The sequence below is a fragment of the Microbacterium sp. Ag1 genome (assembly GCF_001005635.1).
Taxonomy (GTDB): Bacteria; Actinomycetota; Actinomycetes; order Actinomycetales; family Microbacteriaceae; genus Microbacterium; species Microbacterium oxydans.
In genome coordinates this window covers 14151-35229 of the sequence record NZ_LBCR01000027.1, presented here as the reverse complement: position 1 = coordinate 35229, position 21079 = coordinate 14151, and the positions used below count along the sequence as shown (strand labels likewise).

General features: G+C 69.3%; 21 protein-coding genes. 10 read left to right on the top strand and 11 right to left on the bottom strand.

Annotated features, from left to right (window positions below; all coding sequences use genetic code 11):
* Positions 1–38: 38 nt before the first annotated feature.
* On the bottom strand, positions 39–1424 hold the full coding sequence (locus AAY78_RS06245) for a glycine--tRNA ligase (RefSeq protein WP_046747479.1): 1386 nt from the start codon (positions 1422–1424) through the stop codon (positions 39–41).
* 116 nt (positions 1425–1540) lie between these two features.
* Between AAY78_RS06245 and AAY78_RS06240 the strand changes: the two genes are divergently transcribed.
* Entirely contained in the window at positions 1541–3010 is a 1470-nt protein-coding gene (locus tag AAY78_RS06240) for a peptide MFS transporter (RefSeq protein ID WP_046747478.1), read from the top strand.
* A gap of 19 nt (positions 3011–3029) precedes the next feature.
* On the opposite strand, the gene AAY78_RS06235 is transcribed toward AAY78_RS06240, so the two are convergent.
* On the bottom strand, positions 3030–3719 hold the full coding sequence (locus tag AAY78_RS06235; protein ID WP_046747477.1) for a GNAT family N-acetyltransferase: 690 nt from the start codon (positions 3717–3719) through the stop codon (positions 3030–3032).
* 69 nt (positions 3720–3788) lie between these two features.
* On the opposite strand from AAY78_RS06235, the gene AAY78_RS06230 reads away from it, so the two are divergent.
* The gene (locus AAY78_RS06230) at positions 3789–5231 is read left to right on the top strand and encodes an MFS transporter (protein ID WP_082108591.1); all 1443 of its coding nucleotides are present in this window, start codon (positions 3789–3791) and stop codon (positions 5229–5231) included.
* Positions 5232–5243: 12 nt separating this feature from the next.
* Here AAY78_RS06230 and AAY78_RS06225 read toward each other — a convergent pair whose 3' ends face one another.
* From AAY78_RS06225 to AAY78_RS06205, 5 genes are all read right to left on the bottom strand, one after another.
* Positions 5244–5663: a hypothetical protein gene (locus AAY78_RS06225; protein WP_046747476.1), complete on the bottom strand. Its 420-nt coding sequence runs from the start codon at positions 5661–5663 to the stop codon at positions 5244–5246.
* A gap of 42 nt (positions 5664–5705) precedes the next feature.
* Complete coding sequence (locus tag AAY78_RS06220; RefSeq protein ID WP_046747475.1) at positions 5706–6671, bottom strand: serine hydrolase; 966 nt, start codon at positions 6669–6671, stop codon at positions 5706–5708.
* Between the two features lie 110 nt (positions 6672–6781).
* On the bottom strand, positions 6782–8746 hold the full coding sequence (locus AAY78_RS06215; protein WP_046747474.1) for a M13 family metallopeptidase: 1965 nt from the start codon (positions 8744–8746) through the stop codon (positions 6782–6784).
* A gap of 10 nt (positions 8747–8756) precedes the next feature.
* On the bottom strand, positions 8757–9911 hold the full coding sequence (locus tag AAY78_RS06210; protein WP_052748671.1) for a sensor histidine kinase: 1155 nt from the start codon (positions 9909–9911) through the stop codon (positions 8757–8759).
* The gene (locus AAY78_RS06205) at positions 9908–10642 is read right to left on the bottom strand and encodes a response regulator transcription factor (RefSeq protein WP_046747473.1); all 735 of its coding nucleotides are present in this window, start codon (positions 10640–10642) and stop codon (positions 9908–9910) included. The genes AAY78_RS06210 and AAY78_RS06205 overlap by 4 nt, the downstream gene beginning before the upstream one ends.
* A 167-nt stretch (positions 10643–10809) precedes the next feature.
* Between AAY78_RS06205 and AAY78_RS06200 the strand changes: the two genes are divergently transcribed.
* Positions 10810–11265, top strand: coding sequence for a DM13 domain-containing protein (locus tag AAY78_RS06200; RefSeq protein WP_046747472.1), 456 nt, complete (start codon positions 10810–10812; stop codon positions 11263–11265).
* Positions 11262–11750, top strand: coding sequence for a DoxX family membrane protein (locus AAY78_RS06195; RefSeq protein WP_046747471.1), 489 nt, complete (start codon positions 11262–11264; stop codon positions 11748–11750). Before AAY78_RS06200 ends, AAY78_RS06195 begins: the two co-directional genes overlap by 4 nt.
* A gap of 66 nt (positions 11751–11816) precedes the next feature.
* Here the strand turns inward: AAY78_RS06195 and AAY78_RS06190 are convergent, their stop codons facing one another.
* Positions 11817–12386: a J-domain-containing protein gene (locus AAY78_RS06190; RefSeq protein WP_052748670.1), complete on the bottom strand. Its 570-nt coding sequence runs from the start codon at positions 12384–12386 to the stop codon at positions 11817–11819.
* Between the two features lie 84 nt (positions 12387–12470).
* Here AAY78_RS06190 and AAY78_RS06185 point away from each other — a divergent pair, with 84 nt between their 5' ends.
* Together AAY78_RS06185 and AAY78_RS06180 are read left to right on the top strand one after the other, a co-directional pair.
* Positions 12471–13793, top strand: coding sequence for an MATE family efflux transporter (locus AAY78_RS06185; RefSeq protein WP_046747469.1), 1323 nt, complete (start codon positions 12471–12473; stop codon positions 13791–13793).
* A gap of 118 nt (positions 13794–13911) precedes the next feature.
* Positions 13912–14223 (top strand): hypothetical protein, encoded by a 312-nt coding sequence (locus AAY78_RS06180; protein ID WP_046747468.1) that lies wholly within the window; start codon positions 13912–13914, stop codon positions 14221–14223.
* Between the two features lie 19 nt (positions 14224–14242).
* Here the strand turns inward: AAY78_RS06180 and AAY78_RS06175 are convergent, their stop codons facing one another.
* Complete coding sequence (locus tag AAY78_RS06175) at positions 14243–14881, bottom strand: TrmH family RNA methyltransferase (protein WP_046747467.1); 639 nt, start codon at positions 14879–14881, stop codon at positions 14243–14245.
* 94 nt (positions 14882–14975) lie between these two features.
* Between AAY78_RS06175 and AAY78_RS06170 the strand changes: the two genes are divergently transcribed.
* Together AAY78_RS06170 and AAY78_RS06165 are read left to right on the top strand one after the other, a co-directional pair.
* A complete protein-coding gene (locus tag AAY78_RS06170; protein ID WP_046747466.1) occupies positions 14976–16244 on the top strand; it encodes an Nramp family divalent metal transporter in 1269 nt (422 codons plus the stop codon).
* 19 nt (positions 16245–16263) lie between these two features.
* Positions 16264–16563: a hypothetical protein gene (locus tag AAY78_RS06165; RefSeq protein ID WP_046747465.1), complete on the top strand. Its 300-nt coding sequence runs from the start codon at positions 16264–16266 to the stop codon at positions 16561–16563.
* 15 nt (positions 16564–16578) lie between these two features.
* On the opposite strand, the gene AAY78_RS06160 is transcribed toward AAY78_RS06165, so the two are convergent.
* Entirely contained in the window at positions 16579–18024 is a 1446-nt protein-coding gene (locus tag AAY78_RS06160; protein WP_046747464.1) for a Na+/H+ antiporter NhaC family protein, read from the bottom strand.
* A gap of 62 nt (positions 18025–18086) precedes the next feature.
* Positions 18087–19700: an amidohydrolase gene (locus tag AAY78_RS06155; RefSeq protein WP_046747463.1), complete on the bottom strand. Its 1614-nt coding sequence runs from the start codon at positions 19698–19700 to the stop codon at positions 18087–18089.
* Positions 19701–19781: 81 nt separating this feature from the next.
* Between AAY78_RS06155 and AAY78_RS06150 the strand changes: the two genes are divergently transcribed.
* Complete coding sequence (locus AAY78_RS06150) at positions 19782–20438, top strand: TetR/AcrR family transcriptional regulator (protein WP_046747462.1); 657 nt, start codon at positions 19782–19784, stop codon at positions 20436–20438.
* A gap of 9 nt (positions 20439–20447) precedes the next feature.
* The gene (locus AAY78_RS06145) at positions 20448–21077 is read left to right on the top strand and encodes a metal-dependent transcriptional regulator (protein WP_046747461.1); all 630 of its coding nucleotides are present in this window, start codon (positions 20448–20450) and stop codon (positions 21075–21077) included.
* Positions 21078–21079 lie beyond the last annotated feature (2 nt).

Below are 21079 nucleotides of genomic sequence, written 5' to 3'. Positions count from 1 at the left end.
ATGGGTCTCGGCGAAGGGCGAGAGAGAGGTGAGAGCGCTCAGGCGCCGCGCAGACGCTCCGCGAGGTAGGCGTGCAGCTCGTCGATCGAGACGCGCTCCTGCGCCATGGTGTCGCGGTCGCGCACGGTGACCGCACGGTCGTCGAGAGAGTCGAAGTCGACCGTGACGCAGAACGGGGTGCCGATCTCGTCCTGGCGACGGTAGCGGCGGCCGATGGCACCCGCGTCGTCGAAGTCGACGGCCCACGAGCTGCGGAGCGTGTCGGCGACCTCGCGGGCGAGCGGCGACAGCTTCTCGTTGCGCGACAGCGGCAGCACCGCGGCCTTGACCGGTGCGAGACGCGGGTCGAGCTTGAGCACGGTGCGCACGTCGGTGCCGCCCTTGGCGTTGGGCACCTGCTCCTCAACATAGGCGTCGACCAGGAACGCCATCATCGCGCGGGTGAGGCCGAACGACGGCTCGATCACGTACGGGGTGTAGCGCTCGCCCGTGGCCTGGTCGAAGTACGTCAGGCTCTGGCCGGATGCCTCGCTGTGGCTGGAGAGGTCGTAGTCGGTGCGGTTGGCGACGCCCATGAGCTCGCCCCACTCCTTGCCCGCGAAGCCGAACTTGTACTCGACGTCGATCGTGCCGGCCGAGTAGTGCGCGCGGTCGTCTTCCGGCACGTCGAACTGACGCATGTTCTCCGGATCGATGCCGAGGTCGATGAACCAGTTCCAGCAGGCCTCGACCCAGTGCTCGAACCACTCCTGGGCCTCAGCCGGCGGCGTGAAGAACTCGATCTCCATCTGCTCGAACTCGCGCGTGCGGAAGATGAAGTTGCCGGGAGTGATCTCGTTGCGGAAGGCCTTGCCGACCTGGCCGATGCCGAACGGAGGCTTCTTGCGGCTCGCGGTGAGCACGTTCGAGAAGTTCACGAAGATGCCCTGCGCGGTCTCGGGGCGCAGGTAGTAGAGGCCGGACTCGTCGTCGACCACGCCGAGATACGTCTTCACCAGACCGGAGAAGGCCTTCGGCTCGGTGTACTGCCCCTTGGTGCCGCAGTTCGGGCAGGGGATGTCGGCCAGGCCGTTCTCGGCCTTGCGGCCCTTGCGCGCCTCGAAGTCCTCGATGAGGTTGTCGGCACGGAAGCGCTTGTGGCACTGCAGGCACTCGACCAGCGGGTCGGTGAAGGTCGCGACGTGGCCCGACGCCTCCCACACGCGCTTGGGGAGGATGATGCTGGAGTCCAGGCCCACCATGTCGCCGCGACCGCGCACGAAGGTCTGCCACCACTGGCGGCGGATGTTCTCCTTGAGCTCCGTGCCCAGGGGGCCGTAGTCCCAGGCCGACCGGGAACCGCCGTAGATCTCACCCGCTTGGAACACGAACCCGCGGTGGCGGGCGAGGGCGATGACCTTGTCGAGGCGGGACTGTTCGGCCATGGTGGCTCCAATGGTCGGATGCGGGAGGAGAACCCGCGAACACGGGCATCCCATTCTATCCGTCGTTCCCGCGCGCTCCCTGGCCTCCGCGGCTGCGCCGGAGTAGCGTCCTGGGGATGAGCACTGCAGCGCGAACACCGCGGACCCGCGACGACGACACCCGCTTCTTCGGGCAGCCGTGGGCACTGGTGCACATCTTCGGCGTCGAGATGTGGGAGCGCTTCAGCTTCTACGGCATGCAGGGCATCCTGCTCATCTACCTGTACTTCGAGGTGACCGAGGGCGGCCTCGGCATCCCCAAGGCCGTAGCCGGCGGCATCGTTGGCGCCTATGGAGGATCGGTCTACCTGTCGACGATCCTGGGAGCCTGGCTCGCGGATCGCCTCTTCGGCGCCGAGCGGGTGCTGTTCGTCAGCGCGATGGTCATCGTCGCGGGACACCTCGCCCTCGCGCTGCTCCCCGGCGCGGTCGGTGTGGGCGTCGGTCTCGTGCTCGTGGCCGTCGGATCCGGTGGACTCAAGGCGAATGCGTCGTCCGTCGTCGGCACTCTCTACAGCGAAGACGATCCTCGACGCGACGCCGGCTTCTCGCTCTTCTACCTCGGGATCAACCTCGGCGCGTTCCTGGGCCCGATCCTCACCGGCATCCTGCAGTCGTCGCTGGGCTTCCACTACGGCTTCGGCCTCGCGGCCATCGGCATGACGCTGGGACTCATCCAGTACTCGTTCGGCCGCAAGTCGCTCCCCGCGTCAGCGCGTGAGGTGCCGAATCCGCTCCCGAAGTCCCGGTACCTCCTGGTCGGAGTCATCGCCGGGGCCGCGGTGGTGGTCATCGCCGTCCTGGTGCTGACCGGGGTGATCCGCCCGGACAACCTGGCCGCCCTGGTTATCGGCGTCACAATCGTCGCCGCCGTCGCCTACTTCTCGGTGATCCTCGGCAGCCGTCGGATCGACGCCACCGAACGCTCGCGCGTGTGGGCCTTCCTGCCGCTCTTCATCACCAGCGTCGCATTCTGGTCGCTGTACCAGCAGCAGTTCACGGTGCTGACGATCTACTCCGACCAGCGCCTGGACCGGAACCTGTTCGGCTGGGAGATGCCCGTGTCGTGGGTGCAGTCGATCAACCCGGTCTTCATCATCATCCTGTCCGGCGTCTTCGCGGCGATCTGGACCCGTCTGGGGAAGCGTCAGCCCTCGACGCCGGTCAAGTTCGCCCTGGCGGCGATCATCATGGGGTCGGCGTTCCTGCTCTTCCTGCCGTTCGCCGGTGGCGGGGAGAACTCCACACCGCTGCTCGCGATCGTCGGGATCCTCTTCGTGTTCACCGTGGCGGAGCTGCTCATCTCCCCCGTCGGTCTGTCGGCGGCCACCAAGCTTGCACCGACCGTCTTCCGCACCCAGATGGTCGCGCTGTTCTTCCTGTCGATCGCGCTCGGCACGGCGATCTCGGGCGAGCTCGTGCGGTTCTACAACCCCGACGACGAGGTGCCGTTCTTCTCGATCCTCGGCGGCATCGCGATCGTCGTCGGCATCGGACTGCTGCTCAGCGTGAAGCCCGTGCTGAAGCTGATGCGCGGGGTGCGCTGAGCACTCCGCGCATCCCGCATCACGCCGTGAAGAGGTAGCCGCGTTCGGTGTCGTACCCGGCGATCCGGAGGCCGCTGCCGAGCAGGCCCTCCATCTGCGCACGCAGGCGCAGGCGCCACTCGTGGGCGGCCGCAGGATCGGAGACGCGCAGCGCCTCGATGTCGGCCGGGATCTGGAGGGTCTCCACGACCGCGTCGTCGGCCGGGGGCTTGGCGATGTCGGCGAGTGCCCATTCGACGTCGAGTCGGTCGCTCTCGTCGCCCGCGTCACCGCCGCCGAAGATGCCGTAGCGGTTGACCGAGTATCCGGTGGCACGGGCACCCAGCACCGTGAAGAAGAAGTGCGCATTGCGCGCCACCAGCGGATCGAACACCCACGTGATGCGGCCGACGTCGCGGGAGAACGCCCACTGTCGCTGATGCTCCTTGAGCTCGCGGCCCCAGCCACGCCCGCGGTACTCGGGCAGCAGGGCGGTGATGTGGGAGTGCATCGCACGTCGGGCCGGCTCGCCGAAGAAGGCGATGGACGCGCCGACCATGCGCTCGTCTTCGCCCTCGCCGTCGAAGAAGCCGACGACGTAGTTGCCCGACTGCTGCAGGGCGCGCAGGGTTCCGGCATCCACCACGCGCTGCGGACCCCTGATTGAGTCGAGCAGGCCCTGGGCGTCGAGGATGAGTTCAACGGTGTCGAGATCACGGATGGTTCGCACGCACCCAGTCTGCCCCTCCTCGGCCCGTTCGAGGAATCCGGCACGAGGATTCGGCGATAGCCTGAGCCGGTGGGTGCGAGCGATGACAGAGCGAGGAAGCGTCTCTCCCGCACTCCTCCCCGTTGGGCGATCGTCGCGGTCCTCGCCTTCGCGGGGCTCTGCTCGTCGTTCATGTTCACGCTGGTCGTGCCGTTGCAGGCCGAGCTGCCCCAGCTGCTGAACGCCTCCCGCGAGGACACCACCTGGGTCGTGACGATCACGCTGCTCGTCGCCGCGGTCGCCACTCCGATCTCCGGCCGGCTCGGCGACATGTACGGCAAGCGTCGAGTCGTGATCGCCCTGCTCGCGGTCCTGATCCTGGGGTCCGTGATCGCCGCCGTCTCCGGCTCGATCGTCGGCGTGATCATCGGCCGCGCGCTGCAGGGTGCGGTGACCGGCGTCGTCCCGCTCGGCATCGCGATCATGCGCGATGTGCTCCCTCCCGAACGGCTGGGCACCGCGGTCGCCCTCATGAGCGCCACGATGGGCGTCGGCGGCGCGATCGGGATGCCGGTGGCCGCGCTCCTCGCCCAGAACGCCGACTGGCACATGCTCTTCTGGCTCGCCGCGGCACTCGGTGTCGTCGGCCTCGCCCTGGTGCTGGCGGTGATCCCCGAAGATGTGCTGCGCTCTCCCGGGCGGCTCGACGTGATCGGAGCCATCGGACTCGCGATCGGCCTCACGGGCATCCTGCTCTTCGTCTCGCGGGGTGCGCAATGGGGATGGACGTCTCCCCTGACGCTCACCTGCATCATCGGCGGACTCGTGGTGCTGCTGGTGTGGGGCTGGTATCAGCTGCGCACGAAGGATCCGCTGCTCGACCTGCGTGTCGCCGCCCGCCCCGCGGTGCTGTTCACGAACATCGCCGCGATCGGGATGGGTTTCGCGCTCTTCGCCTCGAACGTCACGTTCCCACAGCTGCTCGAGATGCCGACGATCGGCGGTGCGGGGTTCGGTCTCGACATGCTCGCCGCCTCCCTCGTGATCATGCCGGCCGGTCTCGTGATGATGGTCATCTCGCCCCTCTCCGGCTGGCTCGAGCGCACCGTCGGACCGCGTCCGCTGTTCACGGTCGGTGCCGGCGCGATCGTGCTCGCCTACGTCTTCGTGCTGCTGTGGTCTTCCGAGGTGTGGCACATCTTCGTGGCCAACATCTTCATCGGAGTGGGCATCGGGTTCACGTTCGCGGCCATGCCGATGATCATCATGCGCTCGGTCCCGGCGAACGAGACCGGAGCCTCCAACGGACTGAACGCCCTGTTCCGATCGGTCGGCACATCCAGCGCCTCGGCGGTGATGGGCGGTGTCCTCGCCGCGATGAGCGTCGACGTCGGCGGAGTCGCCGTCCCGACACGCGCTGCCTTCGAGGTGTGCTTCTGGCTCGCCATCGCCGCCGGCATCATCGCGGTGGTGCTGTCGCTGTTCATCCCGAAGCAGCGGAGCTCCGAGCAGCGCCCCTCGCTGCCGGGCTGAGACGCGTCGGCGTCAGCCGGCGATCGTGCGGGGGTCGGGGTCGTCGGCGCGCGGCGGGCGGAGGCGGTCCGGGATCGGCCATGCCAGAACGAACTGCGCAGCAGCCGGACGCGTCATGTCGCCGAAGTCGTCGATCTTCACGACGATTCGACCGGGCGAACCGTCTTCGTCGGGGGTCACCTCGAGGATGCGCACCCGGAGCGGACGGTCGGCCTCGCCGTCCGACAGCGCCTCGCCCTCGAGCATCCAGGGGTCGGCGAGCCAGGCGATGCCGTGCTCCTCGAGTGCCGCTTCGGCGTCGAGCCATTCGGTGGGAACCGACGCGGGGCGTCCGAGCACGTCGACCGCCACCCAGCCCTCACCCTCGGGATGGATCCACCCGAGCAGCTCGCCGTCGTCGCGGCGATGCGGGGTCCAGTCAGATCGAGGCATCCCCCGATGCTAGCGGTGCGGGTGAGCTCGCCCGCGGCGACGTCAGTGCGTGTACTCCATGAGTTCGACGCCGAGCACGCGGAAGGCGTCGTGCGCGCGCAGACGGTGGGTGATCGAGAGGTCGTCGAAGCACACGATGAGCGAGTACGCGACACCGGCTCGGGGCCCGGCCAGCACACCCGCCTCGGCCCGCACTCCGCGATCCCTCCCGGTCTTGTTCACGAACAGCAGGCCGTGCGCATCGTGATCGTGTGCGAAAGGGTCGAGGCCGGTGGAGGCCGCGACCAGACTCAGATCCTGGTTGAGGCTGAGCCACTCGGACACCTGTGCACTGACGGCGACATCGACCACCTGCGAGTTCACGAGGGCGGAGAACAGCCCGGCGAGCTCGCGCGCCGACCCCACGGCCACCTGCGGGGCGTCGTCGGGGCCGCGGCGGTCGCGGAAGCGATCGAGCAGAGCCGTGCGGCGCAGTCCGAGCGACTCGATGCGCTCACGCACGCGATCATGCCCCACCCTCTGCAGCAGGGCGTTCACCGCGATCGGATCGCCCGCGGTCGCCGCCATCACCGCGAGGTCTTCCAGGGGCAGCGCCGGCGCGTGCAGATGCCGCCACAGCCCCGAGGTCTCCACGGCGTCGACACTCTCGCGCTCGACGATCTCGAACGGATCGAGAGCACCGCTCTGGAAGCCCGCAGCGACCTCGATCAAAAGCGGCACCACGCCGAGACCGGCGATCGGCATCGTCACGTGGTCGTCGCCGGCCAGCACATGCACATGGTTGTCGAGGTCGACCACGTGCACCGAGACCTGCGCTCCGGAATCGACCAGCCCCTCCAGCGCACGGAGCGTGGCCGTGAACGAGCGTCGTCCCGCCGCCGCGCGGCGCGGAAGCCGGCGGCTGGTGCGCTGCGAACGGCGCCCAGCACCCGAGGCCTCCTGGGCACCGTCGAGAGACTCGGGGGCCGAGGAGTTGCGGAAGCCTTCACCAGGCTCGAGAGCGCCCACGCTGATCCTTAGGGGGGTGGATGTGCGGGATACCGCGGGAAGGCGATCCCCGGCGGCAGGGCTATCGTAACCCCACCGCCGGGGGATGATTCACAGAGTGCGACGATCTGTCACCAGATGGTCACACGCGACGGCGCAGGCAACCACAGCGCGTCGGACTCGGTCACGCCGAACGCCTCGTAGAAGGCGTCGATGTTGCGCACGATCTGGTTGCAGCGGAACTCGTTGGGCGAGTGCGGGTCGATCGTGAGCAGGCGCAGCGTCTCGGCGTCACGGCTCTTCTGCTGCCACACCTGCGCCCATGACAGCAGCAGGCGCTGCACCCCCGTGTACCCGTCGATGACCGGGGCCTCCTGGCCGTCCAGCGACAGCTCGTATGCTTTCAACGCGATGCCGAGACCGCCGAGGTCGCCGATGTTCTCGCCGATGGTGAGCGCGCCGTTCACGTGGTGCTCGGCGTCGAGGCCCTCCGGGACGAGCGCGTCGTACTGCGCGATGAGCGCCTTGGTGCGCTCCTCGAACGCCGAGCGGTCGGCATCGGTCCACCAGTCCTGCAGGCGTCCATCGCCGTCGTAGCGGCTGCCCTGGTCGTCGAAGCCGTGCCCGATCTCGTGACCGATGACCGCGCCGATGCCGCCGTAGTTCGCCGCGGCATCACGCCCTGCGTCGAAGAACGGGTACTGCAGGATGGCCGCGGGGAAGACGATCTCGTTCATCGACGGGTTGTAGTACGCGTTGACCATCTGCGGCGGCATGTGCCACTCGTCGCGATCGATGGGCTTGCCCACCTTGTCGACGTTGCGGTCGTGCTCGAAGATCGACGCCCGGCGCACGTTGCCGAACAGGTCTCCCCTGTCGATCTCGAGGCTGGAGTAGTCGCGCCACACCTCGGGATGCCCGATCTTCGGGGTGAACGAGTCGAGCTTGGCGAGCGCGCGCTCGCGGGTCTCGGCCGTCATCCACTCGAGGTCGGTGATGCTCCGCCGATACGCCTCGATCAGGTTCGCGACCAGCTCGTCCATGGCGGCCTTCGCCGTCGGCGGGTAGTGCCGCTCGACGTAGACCTTGCCGATGGCCTCGCCGAGCGCCCCCTCGGTGAGCGACACGCCACGCTTCCAGCGCTCCCGGATCGTCGGCACTCCGGTGAGCTCGGTGCCGTAGAACGAGAAGTTCTCCTGCACGAGGTCGTCGGTCAGGTACGGGGCGGCGGCGTGCACGGCCTTGGCCCGCAGCCAGGCCTTCCAGTCGTCCAGCCGCTCGGGGGTCAGCAGCGAACCGAGCCCCTCGAAGAAGCTGGGCTGCGCGACGACGACCTCGTCGAAAGCGGTGGGGTTCGACGGCGAGACCGCCTCGCGCCACGGAGCCAGGTCGACGCCCGCGAGTGCCTGCAGCTCGTCCCAGGTCTTGAGGTTGTACGTCGCCACGGCGTCACGGCTGCGCACGTTGTCCCAGTGGTGGCCCGCCAACTCGGTCTCGAGAGCGATCGCGCGGTCGGCGTTCGCCGCGGCATCGCCCACGCCGGCCAGGGTCAGCAGACGCTCGAGGTGCGCGCGGTACGCGGTCCTCGTGTCGGCGAAGGTGTCGAGCCGGAAGTAGCTCTCGTCGGGAAGCGACAGACCCGCCTGCACGAGCACGGGGAGGTAGCGCTCGGGGTCGCCGGGGTCGCCGTCGACGTAGAGACCGATGATCGAGGCGCGGCCGTCGCGGTCGTAGGCGCCCACCGTGCGCAGGAATGCCGGGACGTCGTCGATCGCGTCGATCTCGGAGAGGGTCTCCGCGAGCGGGGCGACCCCGGCGGCGTCGATGCGCTCGGTGTCCATGAAGCTCGCGAACAGGTCGCCGATCTTGCGGGCGAGCGTGCCTTCCGCGGCGTCCTGCGACTCCTCGATGATGGCGCGCACATCCTTCTCCGCCTGCTCGGCGAGAAGGTGGAACGAGCCCCAGCGCGCCTTGTCGCCCGGGATCTCGGTACGGGCGAGCCAGGCGCCGTTCACGTGGCGGTACAGGTCGTCCTGGGGGCGGATGTCGGAGCTGAACTCATCAAGGGCGAGGCCCACGGGAAGAACGTCAGTCATGCGCTCCAGCCTATGACCCGCCTCCCCCGAACGGCAGGAGCACGTTCATGCGGAATCCCTCGTCGGTGCGCTCGGCGAACACCTCGCCGCCGTGGGCACGGGCGAGGCCGCGGGCGATCGACAGTCCGAGCCCCGCTCCGGAGGCGACACCGCCCTGATCGCCGGCCGAGGTGCGGGCGGCGTCCTCGCGCCAGCCCACGTCGAACATGCGGTCGAGGTCTTCCACCGCCACTCCGGCTCCGTGATCGAGGATGCCGAGCACGAGTCTGTTCCGGTCCGCCTCGGTGGCGGAGATGACGATCTCCGTGCCGCGTGGCGCGTGCCGGATCGCGTTCGTCAGCAGATTGACGATGATGCGCCCGAGCTGATGCGGGTCGGCCCAGAGCACGTGCCCACCCACCCCGCGCTCGACGAGGCGCACGTCGTGTGCGGCAGCCGCGACCGCGACGTCGGCGACCGCGTCGGAGACCACATCGAGCAGCTCGACCTGCTGCGTCTGCAGCTGCACGGCGCCGGATGTCAGCTTCGACAGCTCGAACAGCTCGTCGACCATGCGGCTCATCGTCTCCACCTGCGCCCGCACCTGCCCGGCGAAGCGCTCCGGTGCGTCGGCAGCCCCGTCCTCGATCGACTCGGCGAGCGCGCGCACCGCCGTCAGGGGAGTGCGGAGGTCGTGAGAGATCCAGGCGAAGAAGCGCCGCCGGGCCGAATCGAGACGCTCCAGCTCGGCGTTGGCGGCATCCACCTTCGCCGAGACCTCGGCCAGCTGCATCGACAGGCCGTCCAGTTCGCGGGATCCGCCGGCTCCCGCGACGATCACTCCGCCGCGGCCCATCTCCTCGAGCGATGCCGAGAAACGGTCGAACGACGCCCTCATCGCTCTCGCCGCGACCCAGGCGGTCGCCAGCCCCAGGACGAGGGACACCCCGATCACGGCGAGCAGCACCGTGAGGTCGTGTGTGGAGATGTACATCTCCACCGCGATCGCGACGACCGAAGCCGCCATCGTGACGACCCCTGCGCTGGCGACCAGCATGAGCTGCGCACGGACCGACCGGCGCCGGAGCATTCGCAACAGGGCGAGGGTGAGCGCCGCGACGACCACGGCCGCCAGCAGGCACGTCAGCACGATCAGCAGCACATCGGGTGCGGCGAGCACGATCATGATCGATCCCCGTCGCTCGAGAACCGGTAGCCGACGCCCCACTCCGTGCGCAGGTGGACGGGGTCGCGCGGATCCTGTTCGATCTTCTCCCGGAGCCGGCGCACATGCACCGTGACGGTCGATGCCTCGCCGAAGCTCCACCCCCACGCCTCGCGCAAGAGCTCCTCCCGCCCGAGTGCTCGCCCCTCGTTGCGCGCGAGGAAGAGCAGCAGATCGTACTCGCGGCCGGTGAGGGCGATCTCCTCGCCACGCACCCAGACACGGCGACGCAGCGGATCGATCGCGAACACTCCGGCGCGCACCTCGCCCGCCGCGGCCTGGACGGCCTGCGCGCGGCGGACCAGGGCGCCGACGCGCATCGACAGCTCCCGCAGCGAGAAGGGCTTGGCAAGGTAGTCGTCGACACCTAACTCGAACCCTTCGATGCGGTCGTCCACCTGCCCGAGAGCGGTCAGCATCATGATCGGCACATCGGAGAACGAGCGCAGGTCGCGGCAGAGCTCGTCCCCGCTGATCCCCGGCAGCATGCGGTCGACGATCACCACGTCCGGCGTCCTCTCGCGCAGGGCTGTGCGCGCCGAGACACCGTCTCCGAAACTCGACACCTCGTAGCCGTTGGCCCGCAGGTACGCGCCGACGGCCGCTCTGACGGTGGGGTCGTCCTCGACGACCACCACCTCGGTCGTCTGCTGCCCGCGTGCCTCCTGCCCCCTGGGGGTCTCCTGCTGCATGGGGTCGACACTAGTCGCGGGCTCAGCGCCGTCGGGCGGTTCCTTACGGTTCTGAAAGGTCTCCCCCATCGCCCTCCGCGCGTTCGTAGCGTTCTTCGAAGTGCGATCCGCCGCGGCCTCCGTCGCTCCGGACACACAGTCGCACACACCGTGAACAGGAGAACCTCATGCGCAAGACCGCCTTCGCCGCCACCGCGGCCGTCACCCTCGCTCTCGCCCTCGCGGCGTGCAGCTCCCCCGCCGCCACCGAGGACACCAAGCCCTCGTCGTCGGCGTCGCAGAGTACGGATTCCGGTACCTCGACGACCGAGATGAAGATGTCCGAGAAGACCGGCACCTTCATGGGTCTGAACGAGAAGAAGGTTTCGGGCACCGTGACCGTGTCCGACGACGAGATCGCCCTGTCCGGGTTCTCGTCCGACGAGGGACCCGACCTGCACGTCTACCTCACGAACGGCACGGACGAGGCCGCGGTGTCCGCCGGCATGCTCGTGGATGCCGTCTCGTTCGACACCGCGACGCAGACCTTCGCCCTCGACGGCATCGATACGTCCGAGTACTCCTACGTCGTGATCCACTGCGACAAGGCGAAGGCCGTGTTCGGGGCAGCCGAGCTCTCATGAGCGGAGCGCGGCCGGCACGCGCCCTGGTCCTCTCGCTGCTCGGCGGCGGGGCCAGGGTGGCGGTCGGGGTGCTCTGGCTGATCGAGGGCATCCTCAAGTACCGCGCGGGGTTCGGGGCGGCCGACATCGAGCTGGTGGCACAGAGCACGGAGGGGAACCCTCGGGTGCCGTGGTTCTTCGCCCCGCTCGGGTCGTTCATGGGGACGGCGCCCGAGCTGTTCGGCGTGGTGATGCCCGCCCTCGAGGTCGCCCTCGGCGTGCTGCTGGTCGCGGGCCTGCTGACCAGGATCACCGCCTTCCTGTCGATCGGAACACTGATGCTCTACTGGAGCGCCGATCAGCTGATCGCCCAGTATCCGGCGATGGTCATGCTCTCCGCTGTCGTGCTCCTCGTCCGGGCCGCTGCACGGCTCGGAGTGGATGGATGGCTTCGTGCGCGTCGCGCACAAGGCACCGAGACGACTTCAGGCCTGTGGGAGGGCTGAAGCGACGGGAGGGCCGAACCTGCCGAGAGGGGACCGGATCGCGTCGCGGAGGGGCGGGCGTCCGGGTCAGTCGCGTCGTCGCGCGCGGAAGCGTCGGCGACGCGGCTGCTCGGCAGGGGCGGGGGCCGGGCGTGCGGCACGGCGCTCGGCCCAGGCGGCCACCTCGTGATCCACGTCACGGAGGGGTGTCACGACCGGCGGACCGCCCTGAAGCTGGCGACGCGCCTCCCGCACGCGACGGTTGAAGTCCTCCAGCACGTCGCGCACATCGGACTCGCGCCCGAGCAGGTCGAGCTGGTCGTCCAACTCCCTGTCCTCGGTGCGCAGCAGGATCGCGGGCGGCCCGAGACCGGTCAGGTTCTCGGTCTGGATCTTGCGGCGGATCCACCAGTCGGGATCATGGTGGGTCCCGAGCCCTTCGAGAGGCTTGCCCGCGCCGGGGAGATCGTCGAACTCTCCGCGACGGATCGCCACCTGGATCGCCGTCTCGATGAACGCCGCAGGATCGACGGCAGCGGCGAATCCCGGTGCGGCCCCCGACTCCTCGCTCGCTTCGCCGTCCGCGCTCCCGTCGGCGTCCGCACGCTCGCTCCTGCGTGCGAGGTACCGCGCCGCCGCGTCTCTGGGGTCCGTCATGATGCACCTCCGTGACATCCGGGTCTCCTTCACCCTACGTCCATGGCAGCGGGCGAGGTCGGCGCCAGGTCATAGGCTCGGAGGATGACCGCGCGCGCCTCCCTCAACCGAGAGATCCTGAGGCTGGCTATCCCCGCTCTCGGCGCGCTGATCGCGGAGCCCGCGTTCCTGATCGTGGATGCCGCGCTCGTCGGGCACCTCGGGACCACACCGCTCGCCGGGCTCGGCATCGCAGGAGCCGTGCTCCAGACGATCGTGGGACTCATGGTCTTCCTCGCCTACTCCACGACGCCGGCCGTCGCCCGGCGCTTCGGAGCGGGGCAGCCGGGAGAGGCCGTCTCGGTGGGAGTCAACGGCATGTGGCTGGCCCTCGGGCTCGGCGCCGTGCTCGCGGTCATCGGAGCGGTCTCCTCGCCGTGGCTGGTCTCGCTGTTCGGTGCCAGCGAAGCCGTGGCCGCCCAGGCGAACGAATACCTCGTGATCTCGATGTGGGGCCTTCCCGCCATGCTCATCGTGTTCGCCGCGACCGGACTCCTGCGCGGAATGCAGGACACCATGACGCCGCTGTGGATCGCGGGCCTCGGGTTCGGCGCGAACGCCCTGCTCAACTGGCTCTTCATCTACGGACTCGGCTGGGGCATCGCGGGCTCCGCCGCCGGCACCGTGACCGCGCAATGGGGGATGGTCGCCGCCTACGTGCTGGTCGTCCGTCGTCTCGCCACCCGGCACAGCGCCTCGCTGCGCGCACAGGGCGCGGGTCTTCGCAGCACCGCGACATCGGGCGGCTGGCTGTTCCTGCGCACCGTGAGCCTGCGCGTCGCACTGCTCGCGACCGTGGGCGTCGCCACCGGAATCGGCACGGACGAGCTGGCCGGATGGCAGATCGTCTTCACGATCTTCTCGGCCGCCGCGTTCGCGCTCGACGCCCTCGCGATCGCAGCGCAAGCGCTCATCGGCAAGGAACTCGGAGCCGGAGACGAGCAGCAGGTGCACCGTGTGCTGGCCCGCACAGTCGCTTGGGGCGCATGGTTCGGCGTGATCGTCGGCGCGCTGATCGCCGCGCTGTCGGGGGTGCTCGGCATCGTCTTCACCGGATCAGCGGAGATCGCCTCCCTCGTGCAACCGGCGCTGCTCGTGCTCGCCGTCGCCCAGCCGATCGCCGGTGTGGTCTTCGTGCTCGACGGGGTGCTCATGGGCGCGAACGACGCCCGATACCTCGCGATCGCCGGCGGCCTGAACCTCGTGCCGTTCCTCCCCGCCCTGTGGATCGTCACGGCGACGGGGGTCGACGGCACTGCGGGACTCGTGTGGCTCGCGGTCGCCTTCTTCGGCGTGTACCTGTTCGCGCGACTCGGGACTCTGGGTTGGCGGGTGCGCTCGGGGCGCTGGCTCTCCGCCACAGCCTGACACTGCACCGAACCCGGCGATCACGACTTCTCCACAACGCCCGGAATCCGCGGAATACTAGGTCTCCGCCCCCTGGCGCCCTCGACGAGGATCGAGGGACACTGAAGGGATGTTGGGGATGACGGAGCCACAGGCATGGACTCTGATCGGCGTCTTCGCCGCGGGGATGTTCGGCACGATCACACTGATCTCGACGATGTTCCTGCGCACGATGCAGAACGGATTCGAGGGCGTGCGCACGGAGATGCGGAACGAGTTCGCGAGCGTGCGCACCGAGATGAGGAACGAGTTCGCGAGTGTGCGCACCGAGACGGGCAGCGAGTTCGCCGGCGTGCGCACGGAGATCCGGGCGGTGCATGAGCGCATGGATCATCTCGATCGCGACGTGAGCGCGATCTATCGCCACATCTTCGGCATCGACCGCGGCTGACCGATCACACGAGCCGGGGTCAGGCTGCGTATCTCCGGCACCACTCGTACATGATCACGGCGGCCGCGGCGCTGGCGTTGATCGAGCGCGTGGATCCGTACTGGGTGATCTCGATGTGGGCGGACGCAGCGGCGAGCGCCTCGGCTGAGAGGCCGGGACCCTCCTGCCCGAACAGCAGCACGCAGCGCTGCGGCAGATCGGCCTTGTCGACGGGTACCGCTCCCTCGACGTTGTCGACCGCGATGATCGGGACTCCTTCGGCCGCAGCCCAGGCGGCGAACGTCTCGACGTCTTCGTGGTGCACGACGTGCTGGTAGCGGTCGGTGACCATCGCACCGCGCTTGTTCCAGCGGCGGCGACCGATGATGTGCACGGTGTCGGCGAGGAACGCATTGGCGCTGCGCACGATCGACCCGATGTTCATGTCGTGCTGCCAGTTCTCGATCGCGACGTGGAACGGATGCCGCCGGGTGTCGAGGTCGGCGACGATCGCCTCCATCCGCCAGTAGCGGTAGCGGTCGATCACGTTGCGGGTGTCCCCCGCCGCCAGGAGCTCAGGGTCGTACTGCTCGCCCTCCGGCCAGGCCGTCTCGCCTCCGGGCCACGGGCCCACGCCGTACCCGGGTTGGGCGATCGATCCTGTGCTCGCGTCATCCATCCCGCCAGGCTAGCGCCGCCACACGTCCGGGGATATTTAGGCCCACCGAAAAATACGCTACGGTTTCGGTGTGCCTAAAAATGCTTCTGCTCCGATGACGAACCCGACCGCTCCCCCGGCCAGGGCTCCGCGCAGTCTGTGGCTGCTCGGGCCTGCCCTCGTCGCGGGCGTCGCGTACCTGGACCCCGGCAACGTCGCCAGCAACATGACCGCAGGGGCGCAGTACGGCTACCTGCTGGTGTGGGTCGTGGTCGCGGGCAACGTGATGGCCTGGCTGATCCAGTACCTGTCGGCCAAGCTCGGGGTCGTCACCGGGCAGAGCCTCCCGGAGCTGCTGGGCTCACGGCTCACGCGCCCCTGGGCCCGCCGTGCATACTGGCTGCAGGCGGAGCTGGTCGCGATGGCGACCGACCTGGCCGAGGTCATCGGAGGCGCGGTCGCCCTCAACCTGCTGTTCGACGTGCCGCTGCTGCTCGGCGGCCTCATCACCGGCGCGGTCTCGATGATCCTGCTCACGGTGCAGAGCCGTCGCGGTGCCCGTCCGTTCGAGTTCGTCATCATCGCGCTCATGGCGATCATCACGATCGGCTTCGTCGCAGGCGTGTTCGTCGCGCCCCCCGACCCGGCGGGCGTCATCGGCGGCATGGTGCCCCGGTTCGAAGACACCGGCTCGGTCCTGCTCGCCGCCTCCATCCTCGGCGCGACGATCATGCCGCATGCGATCTACGCGCACTCCTCCCTGGCCCGCGACCGCTTCGGCGCCGCGACCGACCACATCGGCGACGAGGCCGTGCGCACCGAGGCGTCGCGTATCCGCCGCCTGCTCACGGCCACCCGCTGGGACGTGTCGATCGCCATGGTGGTCGCCGGCTCCGTGAACCTGTGCATCCTGTTGCTCGCCGCCGCGAACCTCGCGGGAGTCGAGGGCACTGACTCCCTGGAGGGCGCGCACGCCGCGCTCGCTGCCGGACTCGGGCCGGTCGTGGCGACATTCTTCGCCGTGGGTCTGCTCGCCTCAGGGCTGGCGTCGACCTCGGTGGGCGCCTACGCCGGGGCGGAGATCATGCACGGCCTGCTGCATGTGCGCATCCCCCTGCTCGCCCGTCGACTGGTCACGTTGATCCCGGCGCTCGTGATCCTCGGCATCGGCTTCGACCCGACGCTCGCGCTGGTCCTCAGCCAGGTGGTGCTGTCGTTCGGGATCCCGTTCGCACTGATCCCCCTGGTCGCCCTGACCGCGCAGCGACGCACCCTCGGCTCCTGGGTGAACAGCCGCTGGACGACGGCGGCAGGTGTGATCGCCTCCGTGCTCCTGATCGCGCTCAACGGCGCCCTGCTCTGGCTGGTGCTGACGGGCGCCTGAGCCCGGATAGGCTCGACACATGTCTGCCGAGAACGCCCGCCGCAACGTCCGCATCCTCACCTGGACCGGCTTCGCGACGGGCGTGATCGGCGCCGTGCTGATCGCTTTCCCGAAGGTCATCGACCTCGCGAGCCCGTGGGTGCAGCTCGCCCTCGGAATCGCCACACTCGTGCTGGCGTTCCGGGCACGCAAGATCGGCATGGCCGACATCGAGGACTTCGACGGCCGCCTGTCTCTGGCCGCCGCGCTCCTCGGGTTCCTCGTCGTTTTCTTCGCGGGTCAGGCCGCGTTCGGCATCCTGGTCGCCGTCGCGAACTGACCCGCGCTGACGGCACTACGCCGTGACGAATCCCGTCACCAGGTAGAGCACGAACGACAATCCGGCCGCGATCCCCGCGTAGGGCAAAATCGCGAGCATCAGATTGATCGGCTTGATGCCGATCGACCGCGACGCGAGGATGATGCCGTCGCCGTACAGGCACGTGGTGCTGCCGAGCGCCGCACCGGAGAACACGGCGGCACCCGCGAGGATCGGATCCGCTCCGAGCGCGATCGCGAGAGGGAGGACGACCGGGGTGATGACGGCGGCCAGGTCCCAGAACGATCCCGTCGCGTAGGCGTAGACGCCGCACACCGCGAACACGATCGCCGGCAGTAGGGCCGGAGTGAGCACGGGCTCGGTGACCTGGATCACGAACTCCGCCAGCTGCAGGGTGATGTTCATCTCCTGCACCATGAACGCGAGCACGGTGAGCACCATCACGAACAGCATGCTCTCGATGCCCTCGAGCGCGGCGTCCAGCACCCCGCGGATGCGGAGTCGGCGCTGCACGAGCACGATCACGATCGTCACCGCGAGAGACGCGGCGGTGCCGGCGACCACGTTGGCGTTCGTCGCGATCGTCACTCCGACGAGCACGGCCATGGCGATCAGGAATCCCCACGGCTGCGGCTTTCTCCCGGTCTCGGTCGACGTCGCGAGGGCTGTCGCCACCCGCTGCGCGGTCGAGCCGTCCGGGTCGTCCGCCTTCAGCTCGGCGAGGAGAGCCGCCCCCTCGGCCCTGCGCTCCTCGTCGGTCGTGCCGACCGGGAAGACGTCGCCATCGCGCTCGGCACGGATCGCATCGCGCTTGATCGCGCCGAACCTCGGCAGCCAGCCGACGCTCATCAGGAGGGCGACGGCCAGGGCTGCCCAGCCGAAGAAGATGAACGGGATCGCCTGCAGGTACGCCCCGAAGCCGGTGCCGCCGACGGTCACCCCCTGCGCCTCGAAGAGCCCGGAGAAGAACAGAGCCCACGTCGAGACGGGGATGAGGACGGCGATCGGCGCGGCCGTCATCTTCATGATCGCGCCGAGCTGGGTGCGCGGAACCCGGTAGCGGTCGGTGACCCGCTTCATCGATGTGCCGGTGGTGAGCACGTTGAGGTAGTCGTCGACGAACAGCACGATCGAGAGCAGGAAGGTCAGCACCAGCGACTTGCGCCGGGAGGTGACGAACCGCTCGGCCCAGTCGGCGAAATCGGTGACGATGCCCGACTTCTCGAACAGCATCATCAGCATGCCGAACAGCGCGACGATCAGCAGCAGCCACTGCGCCGTCTCGTTGGAGAGGGCTGTGCCGGTGTACTCGACCCAGACGTCGAAGCCGCCCCAGCCGCCGAGGATCAGCGCCCCGGCGACGGTGCCGCAGAAGAGGGCGAACAGGGTGCGTCTGGTGGCGACCGCGACGATCAGGATCACCACGATGGGCAGGAGCGCGAGAGCGCCGAATTCGGGCATGGGGGTCACCTCAGTGTGAAGGAGTGTGGAGGATGCGGGCGCGAGGGAGCGGCGAGCCGGGGTCAGGGCTCGACGCCGCCGACGACCGTCCCCTGTACGGGAAGGTCGGGGAGGTCGTCCGGGGAGACGTGCAGCGGGTTCTCCGCCCACACGGCGTAGTCGGCCTTGAACCCGGGGGCGATGCGGCCGAGGTCGGCATCTCCCTGAGCCAGGGCGGCGCCCACGGTGTAGCCGTGCAGCGCCTGGTACGGGGTGAGCACCTGGTCGGGCTCGAACACGGGCGCATCAGGGTCACCGGGCCGCCGGCGCAGCATCGACCATGCGAGGCCGATACGAGCATCGTTCTGCGCGATGGGCCAGTCCGACCCGAGGGCGAGAGGGGCTCCCGCATCCCAGTAGTCGCGCACCCGCCACGCGCGCGCGGCACGCTCGGGTCCGAGCCGGTGCGACCAGTCGTCCGAGCCGTCCGCCTTGCGCCACTGCATGTGCAGGGGCTGCATCGAGGCGGTGATCCCGGCGGCGGCGATGCGAGCGACATCGCGGTCGGTCGTCGTCTCGAGGTGCTCGATACGATGCGGGGCGCCGGAAGCGCTGCGTACGCCGGCCGCGAGGTACGCGTCGACGACCTCGCCCACCGCCCGGTCGCCGATCGCGTGCGTCGCGACCTGGAACCCGGCCTCGGTGTATCGGCGCACGGTGCGGCCGTACGCGGCCACGTCCTTCCAGAACGGCTCCAGTCCGTCGCCGGCGGAATCGGGCGCGTGCAGCCAGGCGGTCCCCGTCTCGACCACGCCGTCGGCGTAGAGCTTGACCGATCCGCCCCGCCAGCGCTCGCCGCGTCGGTCCCGCATCCGCAGGTTCTCGATCGTCCGTTCGTCGTCGAAGCCGGGCTCGTGGTCGATCGCCGAGACGATGCGGACGGGAAGACCCGGACCCTGCTCCAGAGCATCGAGCAGATCGAGCGTGGCGAAGCCGCCGTCCATGATCGTGCCGCCGGTGAGTCCGGAGTCGCGCAGTCCGCGCAGCAGGTCGTGCCCGATGGCAAGGGTCTGCTCACGGGTCCGGGCGGGCGCGCTCAGACGTACCGGCTCGTAGGCGCCGAGTTCGCGCAGCTCCCCTGTGGGGTGGCCGTCGGCATCGACGACCACGCACGACGAATCCTCGAACGCGCGTGCGCCGGTGATGCCCGCCCGGGCCAGGCCGGCGCGGCTGGCGAGAGCGGTGTGCCCGTCGAACACGATGAGCAGCGCCGGGAGTCCGCGCACCGCGTCCTCGATCGCGGCGGCGGTCATCGGCAGGTCGTGGAACACGTCGTAGTCGAGATTCCAGCCGCGCACCCACGGGTCCGCATCTTCGGCGAGCGCGCGGTCGGCCTCGACGCGAAGGGCGGCGAGCAGCGCCGCCCCGGTGGTCAGACCGCCGAGGTCGATGCCCGCCGTCAGCTCGATCCCCTGGATCGGATGCAGGTGCGCGTCGATGAGGCCAGGCGTGACGGCCGCTCCACCGAGATCGCGTACGCGCGTGCGAGGTCCGCGCAGCTCTCGGACCAGCGCATCGTCCCCGACCGCGAGGAAGCGCCCTTCGCGCACGGCGAAGGCTGTGGCGAACGGGCGGCGCGGGTCCATCGTCACCACGCGTGCGCCGGTGACAATGGTGTCGGCGTCGAAACCGGTCATGACTGTGCCTTCGTCCGTTGAAGAGTTCAGTATTGAAAGAGTTTCAATAAAATACCAGACACCTGAGCAGAATCGAGCACGATGACGAAATCTCCGCGCAGCGTCGGGCGGCCGTCGACCCAGGTGCTCACCGAGGAGCGCATCCTCAAGGCCGCGTTCCGGCTGAGCGCCCAGCGCACGCCGCGACAGTTCACCATGACCGCACTCGCGGAATCTCTCGGTGTGCGCACCTCCGCGCTCTATCACCACTTCGCCAACCGGGACGCCGTGATCCGGGCCATGCGCGGGCAGGTCAGCCGTGCGCTCGTCTCCCCCGTCCTCCACGAGCTGCCCGTCGAGGACGCACTGCTCACCTGGGCGCACAGCTACCGCGACGCCGCGATCGCCGCACCGGAGGCCATGGTGATGCTCGCCACCTCGCCGATCGACGCCGACGAAGGCTCGTTCGCCGACTACGACCAGATCGCACGCCTGCTCGCGCACGACGGGTGGCCCACCGAGACCATCGTGGATGCCATCGTGGCACTGGAGTCGTTCATCATCGGCTCCGCGCTGGACGCCCTCGCCCCCGCCGATAACATGGCACCGGGAGAGCTCGCCCCGCAGTTCCCGACCTTCGCCGAGGCCGAGGCCGCCAGGGCCCGGCTCAGCACCGACCCCGCCCGCCGCACGTTCGAGATCGGGGTGCGGGCGCTCATCCACGGACTCACCGCATGGGCGCGCGAGAGCACCACGTAGGCTGGGCGGGTGGCATCCCCTGCAGCTGACGACTATCTGAAGACCGTCTACGCGCATACCGAGTGGCAGGACGCACCGATCACCCCCTCGGTGCTGGCCGCGAAGCTCGGTATCGCGCCGTCGTCGGTCACCGAGATGGTGAAGAAGCTCGCCGCCGCCGGACTCGTCTCGCACGTGCCCTACGGAGCGGTGCGATTGACCGAGGCAGGGACGAAGCGCGCGCTGGCCATGGTGCGTCGGCACCGCCTGGTCGAGACCTGGCTGGTGCAGGAGTTCGACTACGGCTGGGACGAGGTGCACGACGAGGCCGAGGTGCTCGAGCACACCATCAGCGACCGGCTGCTGGAGGGCATCGATGCGCGCCTGGGACGCCCCCGCTTCGACCCGCACGGCGACGCGATCCCGGACGCCGAGGGCCGCATCGAACGCGCTCCGTTCGTGCTGCTCGCCGATGCCCCGGTCGGACACGTCGGCCGCGTGCTGCGGGTGAGCGACCAGGACCCCGAGGTGCTCCGCGCCGTCGAAGCTGCCGGGATCGCCGTGGGCGTCGAGGTCGAGGTGACCGACGGCGGCTTCTCCGTCGGTGGCGCGGAGGCCGAGGTCGCGCACGCCGCCGACGCGATCTGGCTCACGGCCTGACG

Excerpts from the sequence above, each read along its gene's own strand:
- AAY78_RS06150 (WP_046747462.1), top strand. The coding sequence starts at position 19,782 with ATGACGAAATCTCCGCGCAGCGTCGGGCGGCCGTCGACCCAGGTGCTC.
- AAY78_RS06180 (WP_046747468.1), top strand. The coding sequence starts at position 13,912 with ATGACGGAGCCACAGGCATGGACTCTGATCGGCGTCTTCGCCGCGGGG.
- AAY78_RS06245 (WP_046747479.1), bottom strand. The coding sequence starts at position 1,424 with ATGGCCGAACAGTCCCGCCTCGACAAGGTCATCGCCCTCGCCCGCCAC.
- AAY78_RS06215 (WP_046747474.1), bottom strand. The coding sequence starts at position 8,746 with ATGACTGACGTTCTTCCCGTGGGCCTCGCCCTTGATGAGTTCAGCTCC.
- AAY78_RS06155 (WP_046747463.1), bottom strand. The coding sequence starts at position 19,700 with ATGACCGGTTTCGACGCCGACACCATTGTCACCGGCGCACGCGTGGTG.
- AAY78_RS06205 (WP_046747473.1), bottom strand. The coding sequence starts at position 10,642 with ATGCAGCAGGAGACCCCCAGGGGGCAGGAGGCACGCGGGCAGCAGACG.
- AAY78_RS06160 (WP_046747464.1), bottom strand. The coding sequence starts at position 18,024 with ATGCCCGAATTCGGCGCTCTCGCGCTCCTGCCCATCGTGGTGATCCTG.
- AAY78_RS06165 (WP_046747465.1), top strand. The coding sequence starts at position 16,264 with ATGTCTGCCGAGAACGCCCGCCGCAACGTCCGCATCCTCACCTGGACC.
- AAY78_RS06170 (WP_046747466.1), top strand. The coding sequence starts at position 14,976 with ATGACGAACCCGACCGCTCCCCCGGCCAGGGCTCCGCGCAGTCTGTGG.
- AAY78_RS06240 (WP_046747478.1), top strand. The coding sequence starts at position 1,541 with ATGAGCACTGCAGCGCGAACACCGCGGACCCGCGACGACGACACCCGC.
- AAY78_RS06175 (WP_046747467.1), bottom strand. The coding sequence starts at position 14,881 with ATGGATGACGCGAGCACAGGATCGATCGCCCAACCCGGGTACGGCGTG.
- AAY78_RS06210 (WP_052748671.1), bottom strand. The coding sequence starts at position 9,911 with ATGATCGTGCTCGCCGCACCCGATGTGCTGCTGATCGTGCTGACGTGC.
- AAY78_RS06185 (WP_046747469.1), top strand. The coding sequence starts at position 12,471 with ATGACCGCGCGCGCCTCCCTCAACCGAGAGATCCTGAGGCTGGCTATC.
- AAY78_RS06200 (WP_046747472.1), top strand. The coding sequence starts at position 10,810 with ATGCGCAAGACCGCCTTCGCCGCCACCGCGGCCGTCACCCTCGCTCTC.
- AAY78_RS06225 (WP_046747476.1), bottom strand. The coding sequence starts at position 5,663 with ATGCCTCGATCTGACTGGACCCCGCATCGCCGCGACGACGGCGAGCTG.
- AAY78_RS06190 (WP_052748670.1), bottom strand. The coding sequence starts at position 12,386 with ATGACGGACCCCAGAGACGCGGCGGCGCGGTACCTCGCACGCAGGAGC.
- AAY78_RS06195 (WP_046747471.1), top strand. The coding sequence starts at position 11,262 with ATGAGCGGAGCGCGGCCGGCACGCGCCCTGGTCCTCTCGCTGCTCGGC.